We start from the raw sequence: 22,283 nt of genomic DNA, 5'->3' as shown, positions 1-22,283 counted from the left end.
GGAGATAAAAAAATGAATTATTTGAAGGATTACCGCGAAGGTGAAAAGTTTGTTGGCACGTATTTGTGCAAACAGAAACAGATTTTGAAAACAAAGGCAGGAAAAACGTATTATTCCCTGACCTTACAGGATAAAACGGGAACCGCAGACGGAAAAATCTGGGAGCTGAACAATGGTATTGCCAATTTTGAGGCGATGGATTACATTCACTGCGAAGGAATGGTAACGAGTTTTCAGGGAAATTTGCAGATGAACATTTCCCGCGTCCGCATCAGCGACGAGGGCGAATATGACCCGACGGATTATGTGCCTTGCACGAAAAAAGATGTTGGAGAAATGTTTAGCCGCATTTTGAAATATGTCGCAAGTGTGCAGAACAAATATCTGCGAAAAATTTTGGAAATGTATTTTGTGGAAAATAAAGAGTTTGTCGATGCATTTAAGAAACATTCGGCAGCGAAGAGTGTTCATCATGGCTTCATGGGCGGACTTTTGGAGCATACGCTCAGTGTCACGGACATGTGCCAGTATTTTGCGGAGCATTATCCAATGATTCACAGAGATTTGCTCATCACAGCGGCGTTGTTCCACGACATGGGAAAAATTCAGGAAATTTCGGATTTTCCAATGAATGACTACACGGATGACGGCCAGCTTCTCGGTCACATTTACATTGGCGCACGCTGCATGGAAAATGCGGCAGCACAGATTCCTAATTTCCCGCCAAAATTGAAAAATGAACTCGTTCATTGTATTCTTGCGCATCATGGCAAGATGGAATTTGGTTCGCCGAAAGTACCGGCGATTATGGAGGCAATGGCGTTACATATGGCGGATAACGCCGACGCGAAATTGCAGACTTTGACGGAAGTATTTACTCAGGCAGGCGACAACATGGGATGGCTTGGTTTCAACCGCATGTTTGAGAGCAATTTGAGAAAAACTTCAGAGGAGTAATGGACTTGGAAAAGAAGAAATTGCAGTTTAAGAAAAATGATGAAATTGTCATTACGATTGAAGATTTAGGAAAAGACGGAGAGGGTATCGGTCATGTAGATGGCTATGCCCTTTTTGTAAAGGGTGTGCTTCCGGGCGAAAAGGTTTTGGTGCACCTGATGAAATTAAATAAAAATTATGGCTTTGCGCGCTTGGTTGAAATTTTAGAGCCGTCAAAGGAGCGTATGACGCCGTCGTGCCCTTCTGCATCTTTGTGTGGCGGCTGTACGCTGCAGCATTTTTCCTACGAAGGCCAGCTTGCCTTCAAGGAAAAGAAAGTAAAAGATTGTCTGGAAAGACTCGGCGGTGTGGATTTATCTTCTGTCACATGGCTTCCGATTTTAGGAATGACGGGCGAAAATGAATCTCCGTGGCATTACCGCAACAAAGCGCAGTTTCCGGTTCGTGAAGATGAAAATGGAATCCCGCAGACTGGCTTTTTTGCCGGACGGAGCCACCGCTTAATCCCTGCTTCGTCATGTGCCATTCAGCACCCGGTAATCAATGAAGTTGTCGAAACCGTAATGGATTTTCTGCGTGCGTATGGTATTTCTGCCTACCGTGAGGAAAGCCACAAGGGACTCGTGCGCCATATTTACGTGCGCCGCGGCTACCACACCGGACAGATTATGGTGTGTCTTGTTATAAATGGAAATGAGCTGCCGCACGCCGCAGAATTCATTACACGTCTTCGAACGATTGAGGGAATGACAAGTATCTGCCTCAACCTCAACACAAAGAAAACAAATGTAATTCTCGGTCCTTCCACAAAACTTTTGTGGGGCAGCCCTGCCATCGAGGACAAAATCGGCGGCATCCGCTACCAGATTTCGCCACAGTCCTTTTATCAGGTCAATCCGGTTCAAACCGAAAAACTGTATCAGACAGCACTCGATTTCACTGATTTGCAGGGGGATGAGCGTGTCTGGGACCTCTACTGCGGCATCGGAACCATTTCTCTTTTTCTCGCAAAAGCAGTACCAAACGGTCAGGTAACCGGCGTTGAAATCGTTCCGGAAGCCATCGAAAATGCCAAGAAAAACGCAGCATTGAACGGTATCTCCAATACGTCATTTTACTGTGGCGCAGCAGAAGACGTCGTAACGGATATGGTCGCTAAGCGCCGCACGCCGTCAAAAGAAGACACAAATGGCGCGCTCGCCGACGTCGTTGTCGTCGACCCGCCGCGTAAAGGGTGCGATGCGAAACTTTTGGATACCATTGTCACGATGAACCCCGAAAAGATTGTTTATGTCAGCTGCGACCCGGCGACACTCGCCCGCGATGTGAAGGTACTGGGGGAGAAGGGGTATGAGTTGAAGAAGGTTCGGGCTTGCGATATGTTTCCGCAGGGGGGGCACGTGGAGAGTGTGACTTGTTTGCAGAAGGGAAAGGGGTAAAGGATACAGCAATTTTTGGAGAAAATGGAGGGGGGTCTATTTCCGAAGAGCGATGATATAAGTGGAGATTTACCCTAGGGGATAGGCTTTTGGGGAATGGGAGTTATACATTTGGGCACAAGGATACTTATGGGTAAAAGAGAAAGAAGGGAAAATATGGATAAAAAAAGGGAGTATGCTGAGCAGTGGGAAGTAAGTTCAAAATATTTTTATGACAAAAAATATTATAACTGGATGCAGAAGAAGATAGAAAATTATAACATTATTTTGGAAGTTGGTTCTGGCACTGGATATAGCACGTTGGTATTATTAGAAAACGGTCACAAGGTAATTGCACTTGAGAAGAATAATGAATGTATTAAAAAAGCAACAGAATTAATACAGCAAAAAGGCTATTCGGTAGGAAGGATGCCGGATGCGGATGTATGTTTTATCGAAACGGATGTTGTTACTAAAGAATTCTACTTAGGAGTGTTAAAGAATATTCAATTTGATGTAGTTATCTGTTGGAATGTAGGAAGTTATTGGGACAAGGAAAATGTACAGTTCTACTTGCCATATATGCTTCAATACGGATTAAATATAGATCAGATTAAGAAAAATGTAGAGTCATCATATGGAGAATTGATTTTGTGGAATGCATGTAAGATTGCAACTATGAGAAATGTGCCGATGCATATAATTGAGCGTTCGTGTGAAATTATCACTGAATCTAACTGTTGGTATTATCGTGTCTTAGGTACAGAGTTCAGTTTTTCAAAATTGGAATTTGATAATTTGCAGGCGGATTCTGTTTCTGGTGGTGGACGTGTATTGATTGCGAATGGCAATGTCAATATGGAAAAAATCGTAGATGTGAATCTGATATCTATTTTGATGAAATTTTAAAAGTAGGAAGGGACAACAGGAAATAAAACCATTCCTTCCGTTTTGAAATGCAACATTTTGCATACAAACTGTTGCCTATAAGCATAGAAAATTGAAATAACAGTGTGTTTTGTATGATAAAGAAGATTTCAATTACACGTTAAGATTACCAATACAATGGTACATATAAGATTTTGAAGGAGGTTTCGATTTGGAAAATACAGAACCCAAATTTGAGGATATGAAGCAAGGAATAGCTAAAGCTGGTGGACTATTTTATCAATATCGTCCATGTAGAAGAGATGTTGCAACAATATACGACATAGAAAATATTAGACATGGAGTTGTATATGCTCAGACACCATTGAACATGAATGATCCATTCGACTCTATGATAGGATATTCATCTGAAAAGATGTATGAAAATTGTATTTCTATGCTTGTTGAGCAACTGGATATTAAAGATGATAATCTTAAAATAATTATTTCTCAGTTGCTAAAATATAAGTCTATAGGGAAATTGGCAGAATTTATATGTATGCTTAATGCTATGAAAAAGTATCTTTTTTCAAGGCGAGTAATTATGCATCAAACTAAAATACCAATTATTATCTTTATTCAACAAAATCTAAATACTTTATATGCAAAGAGTCCGGAAGATATAAAAAATACTTTGTCGAAAGAGATATTTGCAGCATTTTTATTGATTGTAAGCAAAATGAAAAAGGTAGAAATTACAGAAGAAAACTTGTCGGACATGCTTAAATTAGACAAGATTTTGGATGAATTATATAAGAAAGCGATAGAAATTAAAGATAACATATATATACCAGTTTTAAGAAGTTTTTTGGCAAAATTGACTGTTTCTTGTTTTAGTGTGAGCGGATGGAATAATCAGTTAATGTGGTCACATTATGCGAATTCCTATGCTGGAATATGTATAGAGTATGATTTCAATCAAATTAAAGATGCTATAGGTTTTATATATCCGGCTGAATATACTACAGAAAGACCTACGTTATCATTGCAAGATTTAGGAGTGAAAGGTTTTAGTTTAGGTTCAAAAGCAAGTGTTAAATCATGTGAACCTAATATGGGAGCAATCTTGTCATATTTACTAGCAAAAAATGTTTGTTGGAATTATGAAAAAGAATGGAGAATAATCAATGTAGGTGAAGAAAATACACCGTTATTTATTGATTTGCCATTTGTTAAGTCTATTACTTTTGGTATGAATATAGATCCTATTTGTAAGCAATTATTATGGGATGTATGTAAAGAAAAGGAAATAGAATGCTATGAAATAGAAATTGGAACAGAGAATTATGAACTAGGAAGAAGACGGCTTACAGAAAATGATTTTACCTATAATCTAGATATGGAGGTTGATTATATTAATATTTTGATGCAACAGATTTCGACTACTTTTGAGCGTATAGGTAAAATGGGAGAAAATATCGAGAATGAAATTGATAATAAAAATTTTTCCAATGTTAGCCCAATGCTTGCAGATATTATTGATACGATGTCAAATTCATATTATTTGAAAAAATCTTTTAATCGCATATGTGATCATGAGATGGAAGATATTTCCTTAAATGGAATGCCGAAAGAGATGCTGGAAATTGTTTCTGTAGTAAATACTTTTGTTTCGCAAGTGAAAGAGATGTATGTTGCATTAAAAGAAAATGTTCCTAATTTTTTTCTTAAAGGTTTGATTAAAGGAAATGAGTACTCAGCAATAAAAAAGCAATTGGGAGATATACACGAATTAGTTGGAAAGTTTGAGAATATAGAGTGGAATCCTTTTTGTATCAACAAAATATCAGGGGATGTAGTATATAATGATACTGAGTGTTCCGCAGTAGACGAGTTGACAAAAATGTTAGAGTAATTTAGAAGTGGTGTTAGGTGTAATATGTCCATTTGAATTGATGAAACAGCTTGGCATGAGTAAGAGTACATATTATAGATATATTAAGAAAATTCCTACAATGATGAGCTTGGACAAGTAAATTGCTGATTTTGCTGGGGGTGTAGGGTGGTGAATCTAATGCCATATGCCAAACAATGTAGAAAAACTATAGAAACATTTTTCTTGTGTTATTTTCATAGGAGGGGTATAATTAACATATTTATTATACGTTTTAAAAATTTAGTGAGGTGAAATACTTTAATGGAATATTGTACCTTAAAGGATAGGATGATTTTGATTGCGATTGAAGAGTGTGTAGTAGGTGCAAGTAGACTTGTTTAATATTTGGGGATGAGTGAAAATTAGTAGTTGAAAAAGAAGAAGGAGTAACTGATGGTAAATAGAATGGATTATATAGCAATTATTAAATCTGATGAATACAGGAGAAAACTAAAAAAGATGGCACAGGATATAAAAAATGCTTCAAGAGTTGCTCCAAATGAGGCAACAATTGAGAGCAGATTTGATTGTGAACTTTTTGCTTTTTTCAAAGAAATGTTTGAACCATTGGGATTTATATATAATCCGATAAAGGAAAAATCAATTAATACTAATACAGAAAGACATGTATCTAGGGGGAAATCTAAAGGAAGAGCGGATACTGCAATTGCCAGTCTTGTAATTGAATTTAAACAGCCTACAACGCTATCTAATCCACAGAACAAAGCTAAAGCTATTAATCAGATTAGCGAGTATCTTTTGGGACTAAGTGATGAGGATAATGAAATTATTGAGGGATATGTTACAAATGGTGTAGAAGGTTGTTTTGTAACACTTATTAATGGCGAAATACAAAAGGAAGATTTTCTCGAAATTAATGAGTTTGCCTTGGATAGAATTATTCAGAATATACTTGCATTAAAGCTTATTGCTTTTAACGCAAGTAATTTAGTAGATAGTTTTTGTAACCCACCTATAAATGATGGAGTTGCTTATGAACTCGTGAAGTGTTTGTATACTGTTTTAATTGACAATATTAAACCAAAGACAAAGATGTTGTTTATAGAATGGAAACAGTTGTTTAATTTGGCGCATGATGATATCTCAAAGCAGCAAGCAATAATTGATAGAAAAAAATCTTTAGAAAATTTGTTAGGCTATAAATTTTCAGATAAAGATGATGAGTATTTATCTTTATATGCACTTCAAACGGCATATGCAATTATAGTGAAATCAATAGCATTTAAAGTTGTTAGTCAGGTTAGATTTAACAAGTCATTAATCTCTTTTGGAGAGTCAATTAATCAAGATTCAGAGGCTTTGAGAGTACAATTTTCGAGGTTGGAAGAAGGCGCAGTTTTTAGGGAATATGGAATCACGAATTTACTGGAAGGAGATTTTTTCTCTTGGTATTGTGTTGAAAACCAATGGAATGAATCAATATCTGAATGTATCAAAAAGATATTTGAGATATTGAGCAGATATTCTGATAAAGCAGTACTGAACAATACTCATAAGTCGCAAGACTTCTTTAAGCGATTATATGAGGCTATGGTTCCTGCGGCTGTAAGACATTCTCTTGGTGAATATTATACTCGCAAGTGGTTGGCTGAAAATGTTGTTGAGGAGGCTATGTCGTTAACTAATACAGAAAACTGGAAGGGACTGGATCCTTGTTGTGGAAGTGGTACATTTTTGAATGTGATGATAGATAAAATTTTATCAGAGGTCAAAAATTTGCCGAAGAGAATGCAACTGAAGGAAGTTTTATCTCGAGTAAAAGGTGTTGACTTAAATCCTATTACAGTTTTAACAGCAAGGGTTAACTACTTTTTGAATATATCACATTTGTTAGAAGACAATGAGCCAATTGATATTCCGGTATATTTGGGGGATTCTTCATATGTTCCAGATATAATTGAATATGATGGAATAAAATGTTTGGACTATGTTATTACAACAACAAAAAAGAATATTGAAATTACAGTTCCAAAGAGTATAGTTGATGATACATCAAAATTAGCTCAAGAAATGATTGTTGTTGAAAGACAGGTAAAAAATTTAAATGTTGATAGAGTGTTTGATACGTTTAGAAAGTTAATAAAAAGCTCTGAATTAACTGAAAAAACAGAAGAAAAAATATTTGATTTAGCTGAAAACTTAGTTGATTTAGAAAGAAATAATTGGAATGGGATTTGGGCTAGAATATTAGCAAATTATTTGTCAACAGCTAATTTGGGAAAATTCGACATAATTGTTGGGAATCCACCATGGGTGGATTGGAAAAGTTTACCTTCCGGTTATAGAGATAGAATAAAAAAGTTATGTATTTCAAGGCATTTATTTTCAGGGGACAAGTTGACTGGTGGTATTAATTTGAATATTTGTGCATTAATTGCTAATGTTTCGGCAGAAAATTGGCTAAAGAACGAAGGGGTATTAGGATTCCTTATGCCAGAACCCTTAGTTTTTCAACCGTCATATGAAGGATTTAGGAATTTTTATTTAAACGATGGAAGTAGACTTTATTTTTGTAAATTTACAAATTGGACTAAGGCAGGACACCCCTTTAAGCCTGTAACACAAAAGTTTTTATCGTTTTATCTTTCTTCTAAGGAAGTAAACTATATAGAGGGGGTGCCTAGTGACTGGTATATAAAAAAGAGGGGAAAAAGTATTGATGGATTGGAGGAATTAGATGTAAATAAGTATTATGATAAGGAGCGAAAATATTTAGCAACATGTAATAAAAATAAGAATTTTTTTACTACTATTGAAAGAAGAGAAGATGCAAGAATATTCTTAAAAATAGCAGGAAAAGCTACCTATATTGGAAGAGAGGGTATAGAATTTTATCCTCAAGAATTAATGGTGTTTGAATTGTCTTCTTTACCAGGAACTAGTGAGTGTACTTGCCTGCGAAATATGCAGAATGAGAAATCAAAATATAAAGTACCCGTTACGGACACTTTATTGGAAACTAAGTATCTCCATCCAATGATAAAAGGAAAAGATATTACACCATTTCATGTTGAATGGAATAAGTATATTGTTCCTTTTCCTTATGAAGCAAAAAATCCTAGAGTACCAATAGAAATGAACCGGTTATCTGTGCTTGCACCTAAATTGGCAGAATACTATAATAAACATAAAAAAAAGATTTTGGCTTAAACTGAGTATAATGAAAAAATAATTGGAAATAGAAATGCTGATTTTTATGCATTGGCAAGAGTTGGAGAGTATAGTTATGCAACGAATTATGTTGTTTATAGAGATAATACAAAATGGGCTGCTGCTGTTGTTTCAGAGGTAAGCACTAAGTGGGGTGGGGTCAAAAGACCTCTTTTTCAGAACCATGCGGTTTCGATTTGTGAAGATGAGGAGGGAAATTTCATTACTTTTGATGAGGCTCATTATATATGCGGAATACTGAATTCAAACTATGTATATAAATATATGATGAATTCATCCGATTCGAGATCATTCCCAATTAGACCGAGAGTTAAGATTCCAAAATATAATGCGTCAAATAAGTTACATAAAGCTATTTCCGATTTAAGCAAGATGGCACATGATAATTACCAAAGTGAAACGGACATTTCAATGATTAAAGAAAAAATAGATGTGTTATATATGGAGATTTTGTAAAAAATATTATACATATATAGTGGCTAAATAATCATATATGCTAAAAAATACAGTTCTAGTAAATTGGAGGCCGCTGTGTTTTACTATGAAATGTAGTAGCTGGTCTAGAAGTAGATGTGGAGTATATTTATGAAACATTTGTTGGGAAAAGTGATATTTTGTATAGATAAATTTTGCATGAATATGAAGGATTGCATACGCAAAGGAGAGACTATATGGCTGATGCATAAATGATGGTCATATTTATGATGTGAATGTTTGGGCAACTAATTCGGCATATCAAGGATGGACTGACTGCATGCATTTATATCTTGGACAGAGGTGAATTATCCAAAACTTTTAGATTGTTTATGCAAATGGCCGTGTGTTGGACGATATGTTGCTGATTTTTGCGAATTCAACCAAAGAAAAATGCTCATTAGAGCTTGAAATAATAAATAGTATTGTGATAATGAGTTCAAACAGTGAAATTGAGAAATAAGATTTTATAGATAATATACCAATTATTTTAAGTGTTTGTTTGATTATTTGTCTTAGAAATAAGTTTAAGGTAGCAGTAAATTGGAGGTATGCATATGAAAAAAAGAAGAAATGATACATATAAGAAGGTAATTTTAAATCAACCTATTCAGAGTATGCAGAATGATTGGATAGGTGTATCTACCTACGTTAATAATTTAGAAACGGCAATAAAACAAGGTGCTGAGATTGTGGGTGTTACTTCGGATTTTGGAACAGGAAAGTCCAGTCTTTTGTCGTTATATCGTGCAAAAATTAAAAGGAGAGCTAAAAAATTTTTATATACAATTAATATGTGGGAGGTATTAAATCAAGAAGGTGAAGATGGTGAGAGTTCAAGCAGAAAGACGGTTAAGGATATACACCAAGTGTTTCTTTATCATATGGTCAATCAGATTAATGCCAATAAAGGAAGTTATTTAAGCAAGCGATTAAGCAAAAATTATGGCTTGTTTTCAATACAAAGTAGTAGTTCGATACGAACTTTTATGGCTTTATTTGCAATAATTGCTCTTGTTATAGGGGAAGGTTTTCGAAGATTTAGTATTTATTTACCAAAGGTGTTAAACCGTTCTATGCTCTTTTGCAAGGTAATTGAATATGTGTCGTATTGTATTGGAATAATTACTATGGGAATTGTATTGTGGAAATCGGATTTTATTTTTTCATCTGCCAAATCGGAGGGGAAAAGAGAGAATGATGAAAATATAATTATTGATTATTATGCAAAAGAGGTTTTATACAGGGGATATAGGCGTCACTATGTCTTTGTAATTGAGGATTTGGATAGAACTGATAATCCACAAGTGGTAACTGATTTTCTGAAAGAATTAAGAAAATATTATTTGACAGATTATAATAGAAAAAAACGTCTGCATCGGAATAAAGTGACATTTATAGTTTGCATAAAGCCAGAAGCGATGTTAAATGATACAGTGCAAAGTGGACTGTATCACAAATTTTTTGATTATATATTAAATTTGCCTGTTGTAAGTATAGACAATTATGATGCTATATTGAATGGTTTGTTATATGAACTGAAAGACAAATTAATTGATTTAGGACTAGTAATGTTAGAAGATGCTGATAATGTGTCAATTGCAGGTATCAAAGGAATGCAGTGGTTAATTCGAGGAAAGGAAATTGATATTAGGACCGTTAAGAATCGGCTGAATCTAGCATTAACCTTATATGAAAGCTTGATTACGAAATTTTCTGGAAAAGGAATTTCATTTGAAAAGTGTGCAGTGATTAGTTATTTGATGACAGAATATCAAAAGGATTTTTATAAATTAACTCCTAATATGATAGAGAGTTTGATAAACCATTACACCCAGGGAAAATTGACCCAAAATGATATTCCGATAGAAGAATGGAAAAATGTGAGTACTTATTTTTGGAAAGAAATAGTTTCATTAATTGATAATAAGTTAATTGATGTAAATTATAGAACATATTTTTTTAATTATCCAAAGGATAGCTATCTTTATGATTTGAATGAAATGTTGGTATTTAATTCATTATATTATAACGACCCCCCGAAGGATAAAGAAAAGTACAAAATAATTATACAGCAAATAGATGAACGGACTATTAAAGAAGCTTTTACAAAATTAAATATGTTAGATTTGAAATTTCCTGTGTTTGCTATAGAATATGATGAGAGTTTTGCAGTAATGGCAAATGAGTTTGAGAATAAATTATTTCAGATTATTGAAAGCTTACCATGGGATTCAAATAATATTAAAAGATATAATTACTATGTAGGAAAGTGTTTTGCATATCGTAAAGGTGTAAATAATCGACAATCATTACTCCACAAACTCTCAATAGTGTTATGCGAAAATATTAGTGATAAAACGATTTTGCGTGATATAAGGGAGAGTTTATGCACTGAAATAAGTAATGATGTGTTAATGTTTTCTGAACTATATGATAACGATAATCCTTTTTTTTCAAAAGAGGAAGTTGATGCAATTAATGATGCTACTATTATATTGCAATTGATTAATTATGACACTCTTTCAGCTGATGTAGAGATTTGTTTTTCGATTCATGAGTTAATTATAAAAGAAAATCTTACAAATCAAGATGTGGTGAAATTTTATCTTGAAGTGGAAAAACGGCAGGGAATTGAAATATGGTTTGATAATATGAGTTCATTTTGTAAAAATTGTGATAATATACCAACAGTATTTTTGGATAGATTCCGGTATGCAATTAAGAGAGAACTTATAGAACGCTCATCTTATGTGGATTTATTAGAAGCTATTTCAACACATACTTCAGAAGAAATAAATCTTTTGAGTGATATCAATTGGGTTCAAGGTCTATCACAGAAACTATGCCTAAAATTATATGATGCGAGATATTATGTTGATTATGTTTGCAATCAGATAATAGTGGATCCTACACAGATTGATTTTTCGGAGTTAGTAATTAAAGAGGGTATACAAGAAAGCGTCCGATGGATTGAAGAGAATGCAAATGAAAACTTTATGAAAATACGCAAAGTGATTCTAGAAAACAAGAAATGGATTAGAGAGTATAGTTTTCTTTTTAAGTCCCCATTTTTATTTATTAATGAGGAGGAATTGGCTCTTATAGCAGACTATCAAGATGCAATATTTTTATTTTCGTTACAGGATATTCAAGAAGAAAGTCTGCAAATGATAGCAGATTTTTTTAGTAATGTATATAGAAACCAAACAGAGACATATAAGATAATGATGTATATAAGTTCATTAGAAATGCCTATGGCAAAGACCCTTTTCTATTTATTAAATCCAGAAAAGTTCTCATATATGAGAATGGCAAAAGCACGTCAAAGTGAATTGAATAAAAGATTTTATGATCTGTTTCAAATACAAGAATATCCGAGTGAGGCTGTGGAGTTTATGCGTTTTGTGAATATAGCAGTTCCTATAATGGAGAAAGAATTATATAGTAGTCTGAAAAAAGATAGTTCTCTTTGTGATAAATATGTTTTATTAATTAATGATTTTGATAGGATAAGTCATGAAACATTAAAAAATATAATTGCTATAGATAAAAAATATTCGTATAGTGATATAATAAATGAAGAGTTATATCAGAAAAAAGAATATGAAATATATGTTATTTCTAAGACATTGAGAAACCACGAATTTATTTTTGAAAAAAATAAGATAGAGCAGTTACAAAATGTATATATAAAGATATTTAATCAGGAAGATTATGAAGATATGCAAAACTATATGAAAGATAATAAAGAGTTAATGCAATGGTTAGTTCAAGTAGATGCATATAAAGATGCCGGTGAAAGGATTCAGAATTATGCGGCAACAAGACAGTCGACCAAGTTGTTAGAATATATTATGAATGATTTGACAATAGATCAAATTATAGAATATCTTTCAAAAATTAGTGGATTTGATGGAAGAGAAAGCGCAAAATTTTTTGTAAATTGGCAACAGGCTAATAAAAAATTACTGGTACAGTCGTCAATTTATAATAATTGTCACGGAAAACTTATTGATCCAGGGCTGAAGGGGACATATACAAGAAAATATAATGAGGCACGGAAAGAATTGTCATGATAATAAGTAGTGATGTTTTTTATTCCTAAGTTGTGAATATGCTGTTTAGTTATTTTGTTAGTTGGTTGGTGACAAAACCAATTACCAGAAATAGACGAAAAGCTGTGGTTTGTGCCACCTTGGAACAGTCAAAGCTGTAGAAATATAGAGGCTGATACACCGTGCGGTGAGTATTATAATGGAGTATTTAATAAAACCAAGATATTGGGAGAAAGGAGCATAATTCAACCTTGATGATATTCTGGATACCACCATGGTCATCAATGCCTGTAAAAAAGCCCTTAAAGTAGCCAAGCCGTTAATCATCAACTCGGATCAGGGCAGCCAGTTTACCAGTGACAAATACATCGAATTTATTCGAGACAATGGAATTCGGCAAAGCATGGATGGCAAAAGCCGCTAGGCAGATAATATCATGATTGAACGCTGATTTCGCAGTTTCAAGTATGAGGAAGCATACCTCACGGAGTATGCTAATCTCAAGGAAGCGAGAGAAGTCATCGGAAGATATATCTACACCTATAATTTTGAAAGATGCCATCAGTCCATTGGAAACAAACGTCCTCCCGCTGAGGTATATTATCCGGTAATGCTTTTAGATGCAACCAGAGCAGCCGCATGGCATAAAAATCTGGGAGATGCTACACCACATTTTTCCATGTAACCCGTCAACATATCAGTTCATTATAAAAATATCAAATTTTTGTCTTGACAACTGAGCCATTATACAATATTATAATATTATTACAGGAACCGATAATAAAGGGTACTGAAAAGAGGTGATAATATGCTTATTTCCAAGAATATACAAATTGAATTTGCTAATTTAACAATAAAAGCCATTGATGCCATTCATGATATAAGAGAAGGTGTCAGGAGTGCATCATTGAATCTTTATTCGAGATACGGTGTGCAGATACAGACTCCAATGGTTTATGGTGACGATAAGGTGGTAGTAGAAGTCAAAATTCCAGAAGAAATTGTGAGCACATTTGCAATAGGCCCTCATTTAAAAGGTGTTGCTACATATTTACTTAAACAATGTAATGGTAGATATGATGATTGTCTTGTAGGAAAACGCTTATTGAGATATGCAGAAATTGCAGCACCTGATGCGTCTGAAAATAAATTCCGTATGGAAGATAGACTGGAGGCTGTTTCAAAGTTCGCAAAATTGCTTGAAAGATCTGATGAAGAAGCCATAGATGCGATTAGTAAAATATTGATGATAATAAAGGAGGTTAACCAAAATGATATTACGAGTATTTAAGAGGGTTGGTAGTACATTGAGTATAGCTAACGCGTATACTGCATTGATTTCGCTATATTCTAATCAAAGTTATCCAACAAAAAAGGCTGCAGGTTCTCTAGGCGGAGCAGTAAATGGTGGTACGATTATATTGAAAAATGGTTATTATACGAGAGTGAGGTAAAATATGGATAATACATACGTAGGTAATTTGGCATACGTAGCATCAGAATTAGCAAAGAGAAGTAGTGTATCTGTATCCCTATCAGGATGGCCAGCTGCTTTTGCAATAATGTCGATTCCATTATCTGTTGTCGCAATATATGCAATAAAAGAATTAGCATAAGTAAAGGCTTCCCATTATCGGAATCAAACCAGTGGTGAGGAGCCTTTTGCGTCTATGGGTATTAACCTTCAATGTCAATTTTTAGTCCGGACTTGAGTTCCACTGTGAAGTGGTCTTCCCAGACGGTGATTTGCTTAAGCCAGCGTTTTACCAAAGACTCATCGAATTCCGTAGGGCTGGCAGGCTGCTTTTTGATGTAAGTAAGTGTGGCTGCGATTAATCAACATATAAAGAAGGTTTATGACGATTCAGAATTGGAGCCCGATTGAACTATTAAGAAATTCTTAATAGTTCAAAAGGAAGGTTCACGTCAAGTGAGCCGAGAGGTTACACATTCCTATCTTCAAATGATTATCGCAGTCGGCTTTAAAGTGAATAATGAGCGTGCAGTGCAATTTCGCAAGTGAGACAATGGTATCGTGAAGGACTACACAATCAAAGGCTGGGCTATGGATGATAAGCGTCTGAAAAAAGGTGGAGTATATTAAGGACGTATTGAGGAATTAAAAAAAGAATACTTTAAATGTATAATTGACATTATGGCATATATGCCATATAATATATACAAAGGAGATTATATGACGGAATTTAAGTTAATAGCATATGAAAAGGAAAATGGTGAAGTTCCAGTAGAGCAATTTCTTGATTCTGTTAGTCCTAAGATGCGAGCTAAGATATTTGGATTATTGGGGATTCTTCAAGAGAAGGGGAACATGCTTAGAGAACCGTACAGTAAGCACTTAGATGATGGAATATTTGAATTGCGTTGTAAATTTGGAAGTGATATCACCAGAGTCTTATATTTTTTCTATTATGAGGGAAAAATAATACTGACGAATGGTTTTGTTAAAAAGACACGGAAAACTCCAAAAGAAGAGATACAGACTGCAAAGGATAGAAGAAAGGATTTCATGGAAAGGGTGATGAAAGATGAGAACATTTGATGATATGCTTTCTAAGCAGTTACAGGATGAAGAATTTAAAAAAGAATATGATGCAATCCAGCCAGAGATGGATGTTATAAGGGCTATCGTAGATGCTCGTACTTCTCAGAATATGACGCAGAAGGAGTTGGCAGAGCGTACTGGTATTAATCAAGCAGATATCAGCAAACTTGAGAATGGAACAAGGAATCCTTCTGTTAATTTGCTTAAAAGATTAGCAGATGGTATGGGGATGGTTCTCAAGATTGAGTTTGTGCCAAAACAGAAAGTGTAATTATATGACATCACTAGTTTGTTGGCTGGTGATGTTTTTATAAGTTTTGAGTTAAGTGTGAAACGTATTAGAAGCATTAAACTTGGGCAGCAGCTCCGGAAGGCAAAGTAGTAAAAAGTGATGTAAATATAGAGAAAAATTATCTTTCAGAACAGGAAATGCGGTCATTAGAACGTATTGTATCAGCTTATTTGGATTTGGCAGAGGATCGTGCAGAGCGTCATATCCCAATGACGATGGAGGACTGGTCAAAGCGTCTGGATTTATTTCTGATGGCAGATGACAGAGAAGTCCTTCAGGATGCAGGCAAAATTACAGCAGAGATTGCAAAGGCAAAAGCAGAGACTGAATTTGAAAAATACCGCGTCATTCAGGATAGATTGTTTGTATCTGACTTTGATAAATATATGCTAGAATTGGAAGAGAATGCAAAGAAGTAGCAATATTTTTTGTCAAGGTCCATATTGGTTCGTTTAGGTGCGTAATTTTGTTATGTCAATAAATTATATGTAAGTTGCGACATGGATTGGAGGATGTATATATGGAAGTTTCAAAGAAAGATTGGAAATTATTCAGGGCTTGTATTGGCGAATGGCAGGAAGCATATATGGAGCGTTTGACTAAAGAATATATAGATTTGTTAAGTGGAGATGAGAACGCTTCTGATAAGTTTTGGGAGCTGGAAGAGCGAATAAAAAAGGATAAGAAACATCCGGGAGTAATGCTTGAACTAAGTAAAGAAAATATGATTTTTGATATTGTGGCACTGATTAATAGAGATGTAATTACGGTTGTTGATTTGAAGGATTTTAGTGATGAATTAAAAGAATATGTGAATTACCTTTTGCATAGATAACGGAGGGTATTAAGCACATAAGAATTGCAGGTGATTTTTGTGAATATAGAAGCATATGATGCAGAGTCTTTACGAAAGCTTGTCCGAACTCTTGAATATGAAAATAGGATATTGAAAGACAAGCTAAAAAAAGAAAATATTCCATATGACGAGGTCAATCCTTTCGAAGAGACAATTGATAGCGTAGAAGAGTATGACCCTGACCAGGGTGGGCGTATTGTCAACCCATCGTTTATAACAGAGAAAATGGCAACACACTTCTTTTCTATGTTTTGGGGACGCGAGGATGTTTATGCAAAGCGTGGCAAGAATGGCGGCTATTTTCCGCAATGTGATAACAGATGGGATAACAGACTGTGTCCAAAACAGCGGGGTGAGAAGATATTCTGTGATGAATGTGAAAACACTAAATGGACGCGGCTGGATGCTAAGAAAATTATTTCACATCTATTAGGGCACAAGGAAGATGGCTCGGATGTAATAGGAGTATATCCGCTGTTGACAAATGGGATGTGCAGATTTATTGTATTTGATTTTGATAATCATGAAAAAGGCGCAGAGGTGACAGATTTTGCCAATACGGATAATGAATGGTATAAGGAAGTAGAAGCTCTTAGAAAAATATGTGAGCTAAATGGTATTAAGCCGTTGGTTGAGCGTTCTCGTTCGGGTAAAGGTGCTCATGTATGGATTTTCTTTAAGAAAGCAATACCGGCATCGATGGCAAGAAATTTTGGGTTTATGTTATTGGATAAGGGTTCGGCATCTATTAACTTAAAATCATTTCATTACTATGACAGAATGTACCCATCTCAGGACGTAGCAAGTAGTATTGGTAATCTGATTGCATTGCCATTGCAGGGACAGGCGCTTAAACATGGTAACAGTGCATTTGTGGATGAAAATTGGAATGCCTATCCAAATCAGTGGGATGTTTTGCTAAATAAAACAGAAAAACTGGGTATGGAGGATATCGAAAAATATATGTCGAGATGGCAGGCAGAGTTGGCAGAAAGCAGGGGAATGTTTGCCGGTACAGATATGAATTGCAGACCAAAACCATGGAAGAAAAAATGTAAGTTTTTTAAGGCGGATGTTGTAGGCAAGCTACATATGGTACTTAGCAATGGTGTCTATATCGACACACTAAATCTTATGCCGAGAATTCAAAATCAGATTCGTAGTCTGGCTGCTTTTGATAATCCGGAATTTTACAAAAATAAAAGATTGGGATATTCCAATTACTATAATTTTAGTGCCGTATATTTGGGCAAAGACGTTGATGGGTACATACAGGTTCCGAGAGGGTTAAAAGAACGGATTATCGAGGAATGTAATAAAGCTGAAATAGTTGTAGATATATCTGACCAGAAAGAAAAAGGTCGTCCAATCAGAGTTTCTTTTAAAGGAGATTTGAGGATGCAGCAAGAGTTGGCAGCAGAGAAGTTATTGGCATATTCGGATGGTGTATTAAGTGCAGCAACTGCATTTGGAAAAACAGTTGTTTGTAGTTACCTGATTGCGGAACGCAAAGTAAATACTCTTATTTTGTTACAGAGCAAGGATTTGCTGAATCAGTGGGTGGATGAGCTGAACAAATTCCTGGATATTAGGGAAGAGCCGCCAGAATATGAAACAAAAACTGGCAGGAAGAAAAAGAGAGATAGTGTTATAGGTATTTTGCATGGTAATAAAAAAGCTTTGACAGGTATTGTAGATGTTGCTATGGTTGGTTCTATGTATAGTAAAGGTAAGTTCAATGACTTAATTAATTCTTACGGAATGGTAATTATGGATGAATGTCATCATGCAGCATCCAATACCTCTATGGAACTGTTACAGAGAATTAATGCAAAATATGTATATGGTGTTTCTGCGACGCCGAAGCGTGGGGATAGTTTAGATAAAATTATCTATATGCTGCTTGGACCGCTTCGTCATAGATTTACAGCATTGGAGAGAGCACAGGAGCAGGGAATAGGACATTACTTTGTGCCAAGGTATACAAGGGTAGTAGACACAGTTGACAGCAAAGATGATATTAACAAAGCGTATAGTCTGATTAGTACTAGCAGGGTTCGTAATGAAATGATTATAGATGACGTAAAGAAGAGTGTTGCGCAGAAACAAACACCGGTTATATTAACCAGATTTAAAGAACATGCAAAACTTTTGTATGATGCGTTGAAAAATGAAGCTGACCATGTATTTCTTTTATATGGGGATAATTCAGATAAGGAAAATGCAGAGATACGTGTTAAGTTGAAGCAGATTCCTAAAAATGAAAGTCTTATTTTGGTTGCAACCGGACAAAAAATAGGAGAAGGATTTGACTTTCCAAGACTTGACGTATTGATGCTTGCTGCACCGGTATCTTTTGAGGGGCGTCTGGAACAGTATGTAGGAAGATTGAATCGTGACTATGAGGGTAAAGATTCTGTTTATGTATATGATTATATTGATGCCCATGTGAGATTCTTTAATAAAATGTATGGCAAAAGGTTGAAAACTTACAAGCGTACCGGATTTTCCATATGGACGGGCGATGTACGGTCTAAGCAGATAATTAATGCAATATATGATTCTGGTAATTATAAAGAAAAATTTGAGCAGGATATTGTGGAAGCAGAGAAATCAATTGTAATTTCCAGTCCGGACATACGACAGGTCGAGATTGACAGACTGTTATTACTGGTCAAAGATCGTCAGGAACAAGGGGTAAATGTGACGGTTATTACAACAGACCCAGAAGAAGTGATTTATGGTAGTGCGGATGTATGTTATCACTTGATTAAGTTGATGAAACAAGTGGGCATAAATGTAGTGGCTAAAACAGAAGTCGGAGAAAGATTTGCCGTTATAGATGATGAGTTGGTATGGCATGGCGGAATGAATCTGCTTGGCAAGGTAGATATATGGGATAATTTAATGCGAATTAAAAATCATCAAGTAGCGGCAGAATTGTTAGAAATTTCGCTTGGTACCACAAGAGAATTTAGAGGAGGCTAATAATTGTTATTCAAATTATCTCGGTTCGGGTGAATGCAGCAGACGTATTATATAATACAGGATTTTGGCGTTGAGTTTTCGAAAATATTTTTTCGTGTTCTTGACAAAAATACATGTAGCAACTATAATCTAATTACCTGATAGGTAATGTGGCGAAAGGAGGGAGGACTTGGAATTAGTTTATACAGATGCAAAAACTGAGAAACAATGTACGAGTTTAAAGGTAGCAAGAAAGTTGTTTGGTGGAAATGCTGCACTTGCAAATAGCCTTTTTGCAAGAATAAATGCTTTGAAGCAGGCAGAAACTATTAAAGATATTATAGTCCAACCAACCTTTCACTTTCATAAACTTGAAAATAAAGGTGGAAGAAATTTGGATGGATATTTTGCAATTGATGTGAAATCAAGAAAGGATCAGTGGCGTATAATAATAGAACCACTAAATGAAAATAAGGAACCATATGTTCCGTGTAATATTAATGAGATATCACAAAATGTGAGGATTGTTGAGATAACGGAGGTGAGCAAACATTATGAGTAATTACATTGAGTATAATGATACGATTGCATTTCACCCAGGATATTATATTAAAGAAATTGTGGAAGAAAGTGGATTGACTCAGGAAGATTTTGCAAAGAGATTAGATACTACGCCGAAGAATTTAAGTTTGTTGATTCGTGGGGAGCAGAGCTTATCTATTGATATTGCAATGAAGCTTTCTAGAATGCTTGGTACTAGCGTAAATTATTGGCTTAATTTGCAGAATTCTTATGATGCTTTGATTGCAGAATTTAAATCACAAGAAGAATTGCTGGAAGAAAGAAAAGTATTTGAATTATATGACTACAAATATTTTAGAGAGAATTATGGGCTTCCGGATTTGCCTAGAAAAAAGGATGAACAGATTAAAGCGGTTCGTGAATTTCTGAAGGTTGCAACATTAACAGTGTTTACCAAGAGAGATATGGCAGTAAACTTTAGAAGTTCAACAGAAGCATTAGAAGAAGCTAGTACAGTTAAGGCGAATACTATGGTTCAGATCGCAACTAATAAGGCATTGGCTGTAGATGCACCAAAATTTAATAAAAAGAAATTTGAAGCTGCGGTACAGTATGCGCTGACATTGACTAAAAATCATAGCGAATTTTATCCATTGATTCGAAAAGCTTTCGAGGAGGCTGGTGTTATCTTTGTAATACTTCCTAATATTGTCGGCTCAAAGATTAATGGAGCTACCAAAAAAATTGGTGATAATATAATGTTGATGGTTAATGATAGAAGACTTTATTCAGACTCATTTTGGTTTACATTGTTCCATGAGATTGGTCATATTATTAATGGTGATTATGGAATATCGTTTGAGAAAGAATCTGGGGAACAAGAGCATGCTGCTGACTTGTTTGCGGAGGATAGTCTTATTCCAAGAGAACAGTATAATGATTTTGTGGCAAGAGAAAGATTCGGATTAAAAGATATTATTTGTTTTGCAGAATCGATTAACAGAGATCCTGGCATTGTATTAGGAAGATTGCAGAATGATGGTTTGGTCGGATTTGATGATTGGACAATGAAGCCAATAAGACATAAGTATAGGGTTAAAATGGCGTAATATCATAGTAAAACATTGAAGAACCGATTATGTGAGTTGGGTTCATGATGTGAAGCAGCGTTATGTGTCTGCACAGATAAAATCAGCGGTCAAAGTAAATACAGAGCAGCTTAGTCTTGATCTGCAGAATGAATTTCCCAAAGCGAAAGGATTTTCAGCAAGAAATCTTTGGAATATGAAAAATGGTATCTATTCTATTCCGAAAATGAAAGTTTTTCAGAACTTACATATCGTATGGAGGAAAGTCTCGATATGAAAAGCCTAAAACTGCACCAACTTGGTGCAGAAATGGAATTTCCTTCTGTTTTTGGGTTTGTTTCATTACCGGCAGGATATGATGAAAAAGAATTAGAGGATGCTTTGGAACAGAACATAACAAGATTTTTGCTGGAACTTGGCTCTGGTTTTGCCTTTATAGGACGTCAGAAAGAGATTATTGTAGCAGGAAAAACCAGAAAGATTGATATGCTTTTTTATCATATAAAACTTCGATGCTATGTTGTCGTTGAGTTAAAAGCGGTATCGTTTGAACCGGAATTTGCCGGAAAACTGAATTTTTATGTGAATGCAGTAAATCAGTTAATGAAAACGGATGATGACAATCCGACGATAGGATTGCTTATATGCAAGGATAAGGATTAAACGGAGGTACAATGGGCGTTTCAGGGAATTGAAACTCCTATGGGAGTTGCAACTTATGATAACATTCGGATGAATGAGATTAAGTCTCAGCTGCCATCGGAGGAAGCTATTCAGAAACGCCTGGAACAGGCAGAAGAGGAATATCTGCTGAAATTACAGGAAAAGTTTAAGTAGATTAGATACAACGGCATCGTTATAAAGGAGTCACTAATGTCGCTAAGTGGCTCTTTTTTTAATGCGATAAATCGCACCAATATACTGCGAAACATGATTCTAAAGAGATTATTTTTAATATCACCCCCCCCACAAACTTGAGAAAAACTCTCACCTTCACCTATTGATTTTTACCCCGAAATTCAGTAATATAAAAGAGGTTAGACAAGACTAACCAAAATGTGAATAAATCATGTGGACTCCTCGTATTAGGTTG

At 35.1% G+C, this 22,283-nt stretch carries 20 protein-coding genes and 2 pseudogenes; all 22 read left to right on the top strand.

The window, feature by feature from the left end:
• Positions 1-12: 12 nt before the first annotated feature.
• Positions 13-957: an HD domain-containing protein gene (locus DW019_RS10140; protein ID WP_118443280.1), complete on the top strand. Its 945-nt coding sequence runs from the start codon at positions 13-15 to the stop codon at positions 955-957.
• Positions 958-962: 5 nt separating this feature from the next.
• Complete coding sequence (gene rlmD, locus DW019_RS10135) at positions 963-2,396, top strand: 23S rRNA (uracil(1939)-C(5))-methyltransferase RlmD (RefSeq protein ID WP_243024144.1); 1,434 nt, start codon at positions 963-965, stop codon at positions 2,394-2,396.
• Positions 2,397-2,552: 156 nt separating this feature from the next.
• Positions 2,553-3,284: a class I SAM-dependent methyltransferase gene (locus DW019_RS10130; RefSeq protein WP_118443279.1), complete on the top strand. Its 732-nt coding sequence runs from the start codon at positions 2,553-2,555 to the stop codon at positions 3,282-3,284.
• Positions 3,285-3,474: 190 nt separating this feature from the next.
• Entirely contained in the window at positions 3,475-5,157 is a 1,683-nt protein-coding gene (locus DW019_RS10125) for a DUF2971 domain-containing protein (RefSeq protein ID WP_118443278.1), read from the top strand.
• A 414-nt stretch (positions 5,158-5,571) separates the two neighbouring features.
• Positions 5,572-8,349, top strand: a complete 2,778-nt coding sequence (locus DW019_RS10120) for an N-6 DNA methylase (protein ID WP_118443277.1) — start codon at positions 5,572-5,574, stop codon at positions 8,347-8,349.
• 51 nt (positions 8,350-8,400) lie between these two features.
• A complete protein-coding gene (locus tag DW019_RS10115; protein WP_118443276.1) occupies positions 8,401-8,826 on the top strand; it encodes a hypothetical protein in 426 nt (141 codons plus the stop codon).
• 575 nt (positions 8,827-9,401) lie between these two features.
• Positions 9,402-12,923 carry a hypothetical protein gene (locus tag DW019_RS10110; protein ID WP_118443275.1) on the top strand — a complete coding sequence of 1,174 codons (3,522 nt, stop codon included), beginning with the start codon at positions 9,402-9,404 and terminating at the stop codon, positions 12,921-12,923.
• Between the two features lie 787 nt (positions 12,924-13,710).
• A complete protein-coding gene (locus tag DW019_RS10100; RefSeq protein WP_118443274.1) occupies positions 13,711-14,193 on the top strand; it encodes a hypothetical protein in 483 nt (160 codons plus the stop codon).
• Positions 14,174-14,356, top strand: a complete 183-nt coding sequence (locus tag DW019_RS15295) for a hypothetical protein (RefSeq protein ID WP_118443273.1) — start codon at positions 14,174-14,176, stop codon at positions 14,354-14,356. The genes DW019_RS10100 and DW019_RS15295 overlap by 20 nt, the downstream gene beginning before the upstream one ends.
• A 3-nt stretch (positions 14,357-14,359) precedes the next feature.
• Positions 14,360-14,518 carry a hypothetical protein gene (locus tag DW019_RS15290; RefSeq protein ID WP_207663929.1) on the top strand — a complete coding sequence of 53 codons (159 nt, stop codon included), beginning with the start codon at positions 14,360-14,362 and terminating at the stop codon, positions 14,516-14,518.
• 71 nt (positions 14,519-14,589) lie between these two features.
• Entirely contained in the window at positions 14,590-14,718 is a 129-nt protein-coding gene (locus DW019_RS15670; protein ID WP_279217648.1) for a hypothetical protein, read from the top strand.
• A pseudogene (rhuM, locus tag DW019_RS10085) lies at positions 14,719-15,000 on the top strand (RhuM family protein); the annotation flags it as partial.
• Positions 15,001-15,096: 96 nt separating this feature from the next.
• Entirely contained in the window at positions 15,097-15,462 is a 366-nt protein-coding gene (locus tag DW019_RS10080; protein WP_118443272.1) for a type II toxin-antitoxin system RelE/ParE family toxin, read from the top strand.
• The gene (locus DW019_RS10075; RefSeq protein WP_117478436.1) at positions 15,449-15,736 is read left to right on the top strand and encodes a helix-turn-helix transcriptional regulator; all 288 of its coding nucleotides are present in this window, start codon (positions 15,449-15,451) and stop codon (positions 15,734-15,736) included. Before DW019_RS10080 ends, DW019_RS10075 begins: the two co-directional genes overlap by 14 nt.
• Positions 15,737-15,816: 80 nt before the next feature.
• A pseudogene (gene rhuM / locus DW019_RS10070) lies at positions 15,817-16,176 on the top strand (RhuM family protein); the annotation flags it as partial.
• 101 nt (positions 16,177-16,277) lie between these two features.
• Positions 16,278-16,592, top strand: a complete 315-nt coding sequence (locus DW019_RS10065) for a multidrug transporter (RefSeq protein ID WP_118443271.1) — start codon at positions 16,278-16,280, stop codon at positions 16,590-16,592.
• Between the two features lie 39 nt (positions 16,593-16,631).
• A complete protein-coding gene (locus DW019_RS10060; protein WP_118443305.1) occupies positions 16,632-19,601 on the top strand; it encodes a DEAD/DEAH box helicase family protein in 2,970 nt (989 codons plus the stop codon).
• 169 nt (positions 19,602-19,770) lie between these two features.
• The gene (locus tag DW019_RS10055; protein WP_117478438.1) at positions 19,771-20,142 is read left to right on the top strand and encodes a type II toxin-antitoxin system RelE/ParE family toxin; all 372 of its coding nucleotides are present in this window, start codon (positions 19,771-19,773) and stop codon (positions 20,140-20,142) included.
• Positions 20,135-21,211, top strand: a complete 1,077-nt coding sequence (locus tag DW019_RS10050) for a HigA family addiction module antitoxin (RefSeq protein ID WP_118443270.1) — start codon at positions 20,135-20,137, stop codon at positions 21,209-21,211. Before DW019_RS10055 ends, DW019_RS10050 begins: the two co-directional genes overlap by 8 nt.
• A gap of 31 nt (positions 21,212-21,242) precedes the next feature.
• Positions 21,243-21,467, top strand: coding sequence for a hypothetical protein (locus DW019_RS15075; protein ID WP_207663928.1), 225 nt, complete (start codon positions 21,243-21,245; stop codon positions 21,465-21,467).
• A complete protein-coding gene (locus DW019_RS10045) occupies positions 21,464-21,853 on the top strand; it encodes a PDDEXK nuclease domain-containing protein (RefSeq protein WP_207663927.1) in 390 nt (129 codons plus the stop codon). The genes DW019_RS15075 and DW019_RS10045 overlap by 4 nt, the downstream gene beginning before the upstream one ends.
• A gap of 39 nt (positions 21,854-21,892) precedes the next feature.
• The gene (locus DW019_RS15665) at positions 21,893-22,027 is read left to right on the top strand and encodes a hypothetical protein (RefSeq protein WP_279217647.1); all 135 of its coding nucleotides are present in this window, start codon (positions 21,893-21,895) and stop codon (positions 22,025-22,027) included.
• Positions 22,028-22,283 lie beyond the last annotated feature (256 nt).

Origin of the sequence: Clostridium sp. AF37-5 (assembly GCF_003477605.1) — a bacterium.
Taxonomy (GTDB): Bacteria; Bacillota; Clostridia; order Lachnospirales; family Lachnospiraceae; genus Eubacterium_F.
The sequence above is the reverse complement of the archived record's forward strand: the minus strand, read 5'-3'. Positions and strand labels throughout refer to the sequence as shown.

What these genes read in the sequence shown, in the direction of transcription:
- DW019_RS15295 (WP_118443273.1), top strand. Translation starts at nt 14,174, where the DNA reads ATGATATTACGAGTATTTAAGAGGGTTGGTAGTACATTGAGTATAGCT.
- DW019_RS10050 (WP_118443270.1), top strand. Translation starts at nt 20,135, where the DNA reads ATGAGTAATTACATTGAGTATAATGATACGATTGCATTTCACCCAGGA.
- DW019_RS15670 (WP_279217648.1), top strand. Translation starts at nt 14,590, where the DNA reads ATGTCAATTTTTAGTCCGGACTTGAGTTCCACTGTGAAGTGGTCTTCC.
- DW019_RS10075 (WP_117478436.1), top strand. Translation starts at nt 15,449, where the DNA reads ATGAGAACATTTGATGATATGCTTTCTAAGCAGTTACAGGATGAAGAA.
- DW019_RS15290 (WP_207663929.1), top strand. Translation starts at nt 14,360, where the DNA reads ATGGATAATACATACGTAGGTAATTTGGCATACGTAGCATCAGAATTA.
- DW019_RS10130 (WP_118443279.1), top strand. Translation starts at nt 2,553, where the DNA reads ATGGATAAAAAAAGGGAGTATGCTGAGCAGTGGGAAGTAAGTTCAAAA.
- DW019_RS10100 (WP_118443274.1), top strand. Translation starts at nt 13,711, where the DNA reads ATGCTTATTTCCAAGAATATACAAATTGAATTTGCTAATTTAACAATA.
- DW019_RS10045 (WP_207663927.1), top strand. Translation starts at nt 21,464, where the DNA reads ATGAAAAGCCTAAAACTGCACCAACTTGGTGCAGAAATGGAATTTCCT.
- DW019_RS10065 (WP_118443271.1), top strand. Translation starts at nt 16,278, where the DNA reads ATGGAAGTTTCAAAGAAAGATTGGAAATTATTCAGGGCTTGTATTGGC.
- DW019_RS10080 (WP_118443272.1), top strand. Translation starts at nt 15,097, where the DNA reads ATGACGGAATTTAAGTTAATAGCATATGAAAAGGAAAATGGTGAAGTT.
- DW019_RS10140 (WP_118443280.1), top strand. Translation starts at nt 13, where the DNA reads ATGAATTATTTGAAGGATTACCGCGAAGGTGAAAAGTTTGTTGGCACG.
- DW019_RS10120 (WP_118443277.1), top strand. Translation starts at nt 5,572, where the DNA reads ATGGTAAATAGAATGGATTATATAGCAATTATTAAATCTGATGAATAC.
- DW019_RS15665 (WP_279217647.1), top strand. Translation starts at nt 21,893, where the DNA reads ATGGGAGTTGCAACTTATGATAACATTCGGATGAATGAGATTAAGTCT.
- DW019_RS10110 (WP_118443275.1), top strand. Translation starts at nt 9,402, where the DNA reads ATGAAAAAAAGAAGAAATGATACATATAAGAAGGTAATTTTAAATCAA.